Raw genomic sequence first — 8377 nt, forward strand, 5'->3', positions numbered from 1 at the left:
CTCAAGAACGACCGCCTGGCCGAGTACAGCTTCAACGTGGAAGGCCACGCCGACCCGCGCGGCGTGGCTGAAGCCAACCGCGTGCTCTCACAGCAGCGCGCCGAGAGCGTGCGCGCCTACCTGGTGTCGTCGCACAACATCGCTGCCGAGCGCCTGAAGGCCGAGGGCAAGGGCGACACCGACCTGCTCAACCGCAAGGTGCCGGCCGCGCCGGAGAACCGCCGCGTCACGATCGTGACAAACACGCAGTAGCAGCAACACCATCGCGCTGCCACCTCGACCCATCGCTCTCTGCACCGGGGGGTCAGGGGTCGGGCCACTGGCTCAGCAGCATCTCGGTCAACAGTTCTTCGGCTGGAGTGTCTGCATGCAGGTGCGCGAGCTTCCCATCGAGCGCGAGGTGGGCAAAGCCGTGAACCATTGACCAGGCGGCCAGGAGCACGGCGCGGGCTGAGGCATCCAGCGGCCGGCCCGCAGGAATGGCCCGCATCGCGCGGATGGTGTCTTCGAGTTGCGCCAGTGCGCGCGAACCTGCCTCCTGCAGGCCGGCGTGGTCCTCGCTCACCAGGTCTTTTCGGAACATGAGCTGAAACCGCCCGGGGTGGGCCAGTGCAAAGCGCAGGTATCCGACGCCCTGCATCCGCAAGCGCCGTGACGGGAGCGCGTCGACACCCACTTGCATGTGCTGCGCCAGCGCCTCGAAGCCGAGCGCGGCCACCTCGGAGAGCAGCCCTGCCGAGCCGCCGAAGTGATGGGTCGGCGCTGCCGGCGAGACCCCCGCACGCCGGGCCGCTTCGCGCAGGCTGAAGCCCTCCAGGCCGTGCTCGGCCAGGATGTCATCCGCCGCGCGGATGAGCGCTGCCCTGAGGTCACCATGGTGATAACGATCCGGGTGGCTGGCGCTGCCGGTTGTCTTGCGTTGGGTCACGGACTCACCCTTTATCTTTACAGTGTTCAAATGATGATCTACACTTCATCTGAGCATTGTAAAGATTAGGTGAGCCGAATGAAACACGCCAACATTCAATCGCTTCTCGGCAGCCTGCGAGGCTTGATCGTCTCGCTGGCTGCGCTGGGGCATACGGCCTGTGCCGCGGCGCCGCTGCCGCCATCGCCAGACCCAGCGAAACCGGAGCAGGCTCTCGCCACTCGGCAGGTCGACGGGCGCTTCGGCAACCCTGCCGCAAGCCCGAGCGTCGTCAACACCTGGCGCGATGGCATGTCGCTTTGGTGGTGGGCTTCCTTCGGCGCCAAAGCCGAAGAACTGAGCCCGCCTGTTCCGGCGGGGCATGTACTGCCTCTCAACGATGCGCTGCACAGGCTGGAAGCGCATCGCACCCAAGACTCATTGACGTGGTTGGGCCATGCGGCATTTCTGATCCGTCTGGGCGGCCAGACCATCCTGGTCGACCCGTTCCTCGGTGAACGTGCGTCGCCCGTCAGCTGGGCCGGCCCGCGCCGCTACGCAGGGCCGGCCATCACCGTCGACAAGCTGCCACCTGTCGATGTGCTGGTCATCTCTCACAACCACTACGACCACCTCGACCTGCGAACGATCCGCCAGCTGCCGGGCAAGGAGAAAGTGAGGGTGATCGTTCCGTCAGGGCTCGGCGCCCTGCTCCGGGCCAGCGGCTTCTCCGACATCACCGAGCTGCGATGGGGTGACTCGTTGGCGATGAATGGGCTCAAGGTCACCAGCGTTCCCGCCGTGCATTTTTCGTCTCGCGGGATGTTCGACCGCGACGAGACGCTCTGGTCAGGCTATGTCTTCGAGTCGCCGCTCAAGCGGGTGTACTTCGCCGGAGACACCGCTTACCACGACACCCTCTTCAAGCAACTGCGCCAGACCATCGGGCCGGTCGACGTGGCACTCGTCCCGATCGGCGCCTACGAGCCGCACAACCTGATGGCCGATGTTCATACCAACCCCGAGCAAGCCGTTCAGCTGGCGCGCGACATGGGGGCACGCGTGCTGGTCGGCATGCACTGGGGAAGCATCGTGCTGTCCACCGAGCCACCGTTCGAGCCGCCGCTGCGGTTCCGCGCAGCGGGCCGCGCGAACGGCTATGCCGACGAGGCGCTCTGGGTCATGTCGATCGGGGAGACCCGATTGTTGGCCACTCGAGATCCCGACTGACACCTGCCGGTCATTCCATGCGCAGGCGCGAGCCTGCATTCATTTCACTGAAAGGATTCAACATGACACTGCCCATTGAAGACACCACACCGGCCAAGAACGCGGCCGGCCTGAGCCGCCGGTGGATGATCGGCTCTGCAGCCATCGGCGCCGCAGCCAGCATGGCGGCAGGTCTGGCTGGCGGCGTGGCACTGGCGAGCGAAGCGAAGCCGCCTGCAAGCCCCAAGCGAGTTGGCGCACGCCGCTTCGAAGGCAAAGTGGTGCTCGTGACGGGCGGAACTTCGGGCATCGGGCGTGCAGCCGTCAAGGCATTCGCTGCCGAGGGTGGGCGTGTGGGCTTCTGCGGCCGGCGTGAAAAGCTGGGCATGCAGGTGGCCGATGAGATCAAGGCGGCCGGCGGCGACGCGTTCTATGTGCGCGCCGACGTGCTTCAAGAAGACCAGGTCAAGGCGTTCGTCGACAGCGTGGTCAAGCGCTACGGCCGGCTTGATGTCGCCTTCAACAATGCCGGCATCTCGATCGAAAAACCGCTGCACGAGTTCAGCTCGACCGAGTGGGACCTGGTGAACAACACCAATGTGCGTGGCGTGTTCCTGGCCATGAAGTACGAGTTGCCCCATCTGATGGCCGGTGGTGGCGGTGTTGTACTGGTCACGTCATCGATCGCGGCGCTGAGCAGCCACCCTGCACGTTCGGCCTACAGCGCCAGCAAGAGCGCCCTGCTCGGGCTGGTGAAGGGCGCTGCGTTGGATTACGCCGGCCACAACATCCGCGTCAATGCGCTGTTGCCTGGAACGGTCGACACCGACTTCGTGCGGCGCCTGGCCGGAATGATGGACGCCCCCGATGCCGTGTGGGCCATTGGTGCCAAGCAGTGGGCCAAGTCGAACGTGCCCGGACTGGAGCGCATGGGAACCCCCGAGGAAGTGGCGAACTTTGCGCTCGCGCTGGCCAGCGACGAGTTTCCGTACATGACCGGCGCACAGATGGTGATCGACGGCGGGAAAACGGCGAAGGGGTAGATGGTCAGACCGCGAACGACCATTCGCTCAGATCGGCGCGCTCGAAGCGCCGGTCTTTTTCCAGCCGCTGGGTTTCAGCCTCGACCCAGCGCGAGGCCAGCGGGAGCGGGCCAAAACCCGCCTCCACATTGATGTGCCCCGCCTCACCTAGATTCATCCAGCGGCAACCCCAACGCTGCGCCCAGGCGTGGCTGCGCTCAAACGCCATCCACGGGTCGTTGCTGCTCGCCACCCAGGTGCATCGCAGCGGCAAGGGCCCCGCCGGCAGGCTGTATTCCAGACCAAAACGCTCCGGGTCGGCGGGCGCCACCAACAAGGCGGCGCGCAGGTTCGTCGCCGCGTGTGTTTGCAGGTGACGCGCCAGCGCCAGGCAGCCAAAGCTGTGCGCGGCCACCAGCCACGGCCCGGGGCCGGCTGCGGCCAGGGTCTCGTCGATGCGCTCAGCCCATTCGTCGATGGCGGGCTCGCGCCAGTCGCGCTGCTCCACCCGCAGCGCACCGGGGTAACGCGCTTGCAACCAGCTTTGCCAATGCGTCGGCCCGCTGTTGTGGAGGCCCGGCACGATGAGCAGCCTCACGCGCGACTGCGAGGGCTTGTTCACAGCGTCGCGATCGACACCTCGGTCGACTTCACCAGCGCCACCACGTCTTTGCCGGGCACCAAGCCAAGCTCCTTCACCGAGCGGGTGGTGATCACCGAGGTGACGATCAGGCCCGAAGGCGTTTCGACATCGACCTCGGACACGACCGGCCCTTCGATCACCTCTTTGATCTTGCCGCGAAACTGGTTGCGCACATTGATGGCTTGAATCGTCATGGTGAGTTCCTTTTCTCTGTTCTCTGTTTTCTGTTTTCAGATGGCCCAGCGCAATGCACTGGCACGTTGGGGTTGCGGGATCAGCGCCGCGGGCTCCACAGGTTGCGACAGCACCCGTTGCAGCACACGGTCTTCAAAAGCAGCAAACGCGGCATGGCCACGCGAGCGGGGCCGCGCCAAAGGCACACGCTCGTCAAAGGCCACGCGCTGGTCTTCGATCAACAGCACGCGGTCGGCCACAGCCACCGCCTCGGCCACGTCGTGCGTGACCAGCAGTGCGGTGAAACCGTGCTGCAACCACAGGCGCTCGATCAGCGCATGCATCTCGATGCGGGTCAGCGCGTCGAGTGCGCCCAGCGGCTCGTCGAGCAGCAGCAAACGCGGTCGGTGCACCAGCGCGCGGGCCAAGGCCACACGCTGCCGCTGCCCACCCGAGAGCACGGCCGGCCACTCATTGGCGCGCTCGGCCAAGCCGACCTGGGCCAGCGCCTCGCGGGCACGCGCCAGGCCATCGGGCCCTTGCAGGCCCAGGGCCACGTTGTCGAGCACGCGTTTCCAGGGCAGCAGGCGCGCGTCTTGAAACATGATGCGCACGTTGGGGTGTGCGGCGCGGGCTGGCGCATCGCCCAATTGAAGGCTGCCACCGCTTGCCGGCTCCAGACCCGCGACCAGGCGCAGCAAGGTGCTCTTGCCGCAACCGCTGCGCCCCACCAGCGCCACAAACTCGCCGGGCGCGATGTCGAGGTCAATGCCCTTGAGCACCTCGCGTTGGCCAAATGACTTGGAGAGGCCACGCAGGCGGATCGGCAAACCAGGCGAAGCGTGGCTGGTGCGTGGCGTGACGATGCTGGGCGCCCAAGCGCGGGGCGCAGCACCCACCGCATGCGCAAAGACATCAAGTTCAGTGACTGCGTTCATGTGAGCCTTCGTCATCCGGCCGCCACTACAGCGGCGGAAGTTTGTGAGTTGGCATAACCGGGGTGCCAGCGCAACCACCAGCGCTCCAGCCCCTTGGCGGCACTGTCGGCCGCCTTGCCGAGCAGCGCGTACAACAAGATGCCGACCACCACCACATCAGTCTGCAAGAACTCGCGGGCATTCATCGTCATGTAGCCGATGCCGGCCTGTGCCGATACGGTCTCGGCCACGATCAGCAGCACCCACATCAGGCCCAGCGAAAACCGCAAACCGACCAGGATGCTCGGCAGCGCGCCCGGCAAGATGACCTGTCGGTACAAGGCCCAGCCGGTCACACCGTAGCTGCGTGCCATCTCGATCAGGTTGGGGTCGACCGAGCGGATGCCGTGGAAGGTGTTCAGGTAGATCGGGAAAAACACACCGACTGCCACCAAGAAGAGCTTGGCCGACTCGTCGATGCCGAACCACAGGATCACGAGCGGGATCAAGGCCAGCGCAGGGATGTTGCGCACCATCTGCAGCGTGGTGTCGAGCAGCGTCTCGGCGCGGCGAAAGGTGCCGTTCAGCAGGCCGAGCGCCAAGCCCAACCCACCGCCCACGGCCAGGCCGGTGAAGGCACGCCCTGCGCTCACGCTCACGTGCTGCCACAGCTCGCCCGAGGCCATGAGCTTCCACAGCGCGGTGAGCACCGCCAGTGGCTCGGGCAACACGCGGGTCGACAACCAACCCAGCCGCGCCGACAGCTCCCACACGCTGATCAGCACGATGGGCAAGGCCCAGGGTGTGAGCGCGGCGAGCGAGGCCCGTGCGCTGGTCGATGAAAAGCTTGCCATGTGTCGCCCCCTCAGCTGGACGACACCGCGCGTGCAGCGGTGGTGTCTTTGGAGACGTCGCGCGGCACGTAGGTGTTGGCCACCACCTCGCCAAACGGCCCGGTCAGCACCCGCTGCGAGAGCTTGTCGCGCAAGGCGATCGGCAGCAGCGGGAACACCAGCTCGGCAAAACGGTAAGCCTCTTCGAGGTGCGGGTAGCCCGACAAAATGAAGTACTCGAGCCCGAGCGCCGCGTATTCCTTGATGCGGTCCGCCACCTGCTGCGGGTTGCCCACCAGGGCCGTGCCGGCACCACCCCGCACCAGGCCCACACCGGCCCACAGGTTGGGCGAGACCTCCAGCCCTTCGCGGATGTTGGCCTTGTTGAAGCGCCCGCCGTGCAGCTCGGCCATGCGGCGCTGGCCCACCGAGTCCATGCGGCTGAACTTGGCCTGCGCTGCGGCGACAGTGGCTTCATCGAGGTGAGACACCAGCGAGGCGGCGGCGTCCCACGCTTCTTCTTCGGTCTCGCGCACGATCACATGAAGGCGGATGCCGAACTCCAGCGTGCGCCCGTGCTTGGCAGCGCGCGCGCGGATGTCGGCCACCTTGGCCGCCACGGCCGCTGGCGGCTCGCCCCAGGTGAGGTAGGTGTCGAGCTGCGCGGCGGCCAGCTCGTGCGCCGCTTCCGACGAGCCGCCAAAGAAGGTCGGCGGGTACGGGCGCTGCACCGGCGGGTACAAGAGCTTGCCGCCCTGCACCTTGAGGTGGCGGCCCTCGTGGTCGAGCGTCTCGCCGTCGTGGCTGCGCGAGAGCAGCTCACGCCAGATGTGCATGAAGTCGTCTGACACTTCGTAGCGCGCCCCGTGGTCGAGAGCAAAGCCGTCACCGGCCAGCTCTTCGCTGTCGCCACCGGTCACCAGGTTGATGAGCAGGCGGCCGTGCGACAAACGGTCGAAGGTGGCGGCCATGCGCGCGGCCACGGCCGGCGTCAGCAAGCCGGGGCGCAATGCCACCAGGAACTTGAGCCGCTCGGTCACGCCGATCAAGCTCGCCGCGACCACCCACGGGTCTTCGCAAGAGCGGCCGGTGGGCAGCAGCACACCTTCGTAGCCCAATGTGTCGGCGGCCACTGCCACCTGTTTGAAATACGCCAGGTCGGTGGAGCGCGCGCCGTGCGTGGTGCCGAGGTAACGGCTGTCGCCATGGGTGGGGATGAACCAGAGGATTTTCATGGGTATGCGCAGGTGAAAAGAAGACTCAAGGGGTGCTGGCTTGCCAGGCCACGTCGGCGACGCGGATCGGGCGCGGGATGAGCTGCAGGCGCGCAAAGGCGTCGGCCACCTTTTGCTGATCGGCCACGATCTGCGGCGTGATCGGCCCCACCGGCGAGGGCGGGCGGCGCTCCAGCAGCCGGTAGGCGGTGGCCAGCGTGAGGCCGCTGAAATCGGCATAACGTTGCGCCGCGTCCTTGCGGTTGGCGCGCGCCCAGTGGTCAGTTTCGGTGAGCGCGTCGAACACGCGCTGCAGGGTGTCGGGGTGGCGCTGCGCGAACGCCGGTGCGGCGAGGTACACGCTGTTGTTGTTGGTGAAGCCCCGGCTGGTGGTGAGCACGCGCGCGTTGCTGGCCAGCTCGGCGGCGGCGTAGTACGGGTCCCAGATCACCCAGGCGTCGATCGCACCGCGCTCGAAGGCGGCGCGTGCATCGGCGGGCGGCAGGTAGTGAGGCTGGATATCGCCCCAGGCCAGCTGCGCGCGCTCCAGCACCGTCAACAAGAAGTAGTGCGAGCTGGAGCCTTTTTGCAAGGCGACACGCTTGCCCTTCAACTCGGCCAGGCTGCGAATCGGTGAATCAGCGCGCACCAGCACAGCCGATGCGTCGGGCTTCGGCGGCTCAGCGCCCACGTAGAGCAGCTCTTTGCCTGCCGCCTGTGCAAACACCGGCGGCGTGTCACCGGTCGCGCCGAGGTCGACGCTGCCGACCGCCAAAGCTTCCAACAACTGCGGGCCCGCGGGGAACTCGACCCACTTCACCGAGGTGCCGGGCAGCCGCTGCTCCAAGCTACCGCGCAGCTTGAGCAGCGCGAGATTCACCGAGCCTTTCTGAAAGGCGATGCGCAACTCGGCGGGCGGCTTGGCCACTTGTGCGTGGGCGGGCCGAGCGGCATTCCACAACACGCTCGTGGTGGCGAGCACGAGTGCGGCGCGGCGAGAGATCGAGGTGGGCTGTGTCATGGCGGCTCCTGTTGGTGACTTCAGCGCTGTGCGGTGCTTGCGCCGCCCGGGAGTGCGTCGGAAACGCGCACGGCCTTGGGGATCAGCTTCAGGTCGAAGAAGACATCGGCGATCTTTTGCTGCTCGGCCGCCACTTGGGGCGAGATGGGTCGGATGCCATAGGCAAAGCGGCGTGCGGCCAGCTCGGCAATCGACACATCGAGCCCGATTTGCGGCGCGAGGAACTTGGCCACTTCGCCTGAGTTCTTGTCGGCCCACGCGTCGAGCCTGGCCAGCTCTTCGACGATGACTTTGATCACCTGCGGGTTCTTGTCGGCATAAGCACGCGAGGCCAGGTAGAACTGGTGGTTGCTCACGAGGCCCGTGCCGTCCGCGAGCACACGTGCCGAGAGTTGCTTCTCGGCGGCGGCGAGGAACGGGTCCCAGATCACCCAGGC

At 66.5% G+C, this 8377-nt stretch carries 11 protein-coding genes; 3 read left to right on the forward strand and 8 right to left on the reverse strand.

The window, feature by feature from the left end:
- On the forward strand, positions 1 to 252 hold a 252-nt coding region (locus RMO40_RS18255; RefSeq protein ID WP_309724440.1), incomplete at its 5' end, for an OmpA family protein.
- A gap of 52 nt (positions 253 to 304) precedes the next feature.
- On the opposite strand, the gene RMO40_RS18260 is transcribed toward RMO40_RS18255, so the two are convergent.
- Complete coding sequence (locus tag RMO40_RS18260; RefSeq protein ID WP_309724441.1) at positions 305 to 928, reverse strand: WHG domain-containing protein; 624 nt, start codon at positions 926 to 928, stop codon at positions 305 to 307.
- 123 nt (positions 929 to 1051) lie between these two features.
- On the opposite strand from RMO40_RS18260, the gene RMO40_RS18265 reads away from it, so the two are divergent.
- Both RMO40_RS18265 and RMO40_RS18270 read left to right on the forward strand, forming a co-directional pair.
- Entirely contained in the window at positions 1052 to 2137 is a 1086-nt protein-coding gene (locus RMO40_RS18265; RefSeq protein ID WP_309724442.1) for an MBL fold metallo-hydrolase, read from the forward strand.
- 62 nt (positions 2138 to 2199) lie between these two features.
- A complete protein-coding gene (locus RMO40_RS18270; protein WP_309724443.1) occupies positions 2200 to 3159 on the forward strand; it encodes an SDR family oxidoreductase in 960 nt (319 codons plus the stop codon).
- Positions 3160 to 3163: 4 nt separating this feature from the next.
- Here the strand turns inward: RMO40_RS18270 and RMO40_RS18275 are convergent, their stop codons facing one another.
- From RMO40_RS18275 to RMO40_RS18305, 7 genes are all read right to left on the reverse strand, one after another.
- Positions 3164 to 3736 (reverse strand): alpha/beta hydrolase, encoded by a 573-nt coding sequence (locus tag RMO40_RS18275; protein WP_309724444.1) that lies wholly within the window; start codon positions 3734 to 3736, stop codon positions 3164 to 3166.
- A 20-nt stretch (positions 3737 to 3756) separates the two neighbouring features.
- A complete protein-coding gene (locus RMO40_RS18280; RefSeq protein ID WP_309724445.1) occupies positions 3757 to 3975 on the reverse strand; it encodes a TOBE domain-containing protein in 219 nt (72 codons plus the stop codon).
- A gap of 36 nt (positions 3976 to 4011) precedes the next feature.
- The gene (locus tag RMO40_RS18285; protein ID WP_309724446.1) at positions 4012 to 4893 is read right to left on the reverse strand and encodes an ATP-binding cassette domain-containing protein; all 882 of its coding nucleotides are present in this window, start codon (positions 4891 to 4893) and stop codon (positions 4012 to 4014) included.
- Between the two features lie 11 nt (positions 4894 to 4904).
- Positions 4905 to 5726 (reverse strand): aliphatic sulfonate ABC transporter permease SsuC, encoded by an 822-nt coding sequence (gene ssuC / locus RMO40_RS18290; protein ID WP_309724448.1) that lies wholly within the window; start codon positions 5724 to 5726, stop codon positions 4905 to 4907.
- A gap of 11 nt (positions 5727 to 5737) precedes the next feature.
- Positions 5738 to 6940: an FMNH2-dependent alkanesulfonate monooxygenase gene (ssuD, locus tag RMO40_RS18295; RefSeq protein ID WP_309724449.1), complete on the reverse strand. Its 1203-nt coding sequence runs from the start codon at positions 6938 to 6940 to the stop codon at positions 5738 to 5740.
- A gap of 25 nt (positions 6941 to 6965) precedes the next feature.
- Positions 6966 to 7940, reverse strand: a complete 975-nt coding sequence (locus RMO40_RS18300) for a sulfonate ABC transporter substrate-binding protein (RefSeq protein ID WP_309724451.1) — start codon at positions 7938 to 7940, stop codon at positions 6966 to 6968.
- Between the two features lie 20 nt (positions 7941 to 7960).
- A partial coding sequence (locus RMO40_RS18305) for a type 2 periplasmic-binding domain-containing protein (protein WP_489660193.1) occupies positions 7961 to 8377 on the reverse strand: 417 nt, incomplete at its 5' end.

Source organism: Rhizobacter sp., assembly GCF_031412075.1.
GTDB lineage: Bacteria > Pseudomonadota > Gammaproteobacteria > Burkholderiales > Burkholderiaceae_C > Rhizobacter.